1 protein-coding gene is annotated in these 558 nt (G+C 62.8%); it reads right to left on the bottom strand.

Annotated elements, in window-relative coordinates; all coding sequences use genetic code 11:
* The coding region (locus ACXJ3V_RS20550) for a YdeI/OmpD-associated family protein (RefSeq protein ID WP_457102208.1) at positions 1 to 190 on the bottom strand (190 nt) is incomplete at its 3' end.
* Positions 191 to 558: the final 368 nt, after the last annotated feature.

The following is a 558-nucleotide window of genomic DNA, read 5'->3' as shown; positions in this document are numbered from 1 at the left end:
CGTCTATCCAGCCCCAGCACAGCGCGATCTCGACGGCGTCGGGGTAGGTAACACTGGGCTCGCCGGCGCCTTTCTTCGCGATCTTCAACCACAGCCCGTCCGACGTGGCGTGGTGCTTTTTCAGCCACGCGTCGAAGGCCTTCGCGGACTTGAAGAGGGTCGCAGCGGTGTCGGATTTCGTGCCGGGCATGTCATCGCTTCGAGAGTTCGGTCTCGCATTTTCCGTCCGCGACCAGAACGGGATGAGTGAACATCCACGATGTGGAAGACCACAGTTCCCGAAAGCGGATCTTCGCGACTGACCGCTGTTGGCCGGGAMTGCCTGTTCGCCAAACTCGCCGTTAGAAGCAGTCCTTCGCCAACCGGGCGAATCACCTCGAAGGTCTGCTGCCAGGCACGGCCGGGAACTGGTGCTCGCGGCCATTAGCCGACCTTCGGCAACGTCGGCTTCCTGGAGTTGTGAATCATGGTCACTGTCTTTCGGCGACCAAGGGAGTGCCCCTCGCGACAGCGTCTGACCGGGCGCCACGCACAGCTTCGAGGCGCGCGTCGCGATCG

It is taken from the genome of Microbacterium sp. P5_E9, from assembly GCF_054049175.1.
This window is presented reverse-complemented; position numbering and strand designations above follow the sequence as displayed.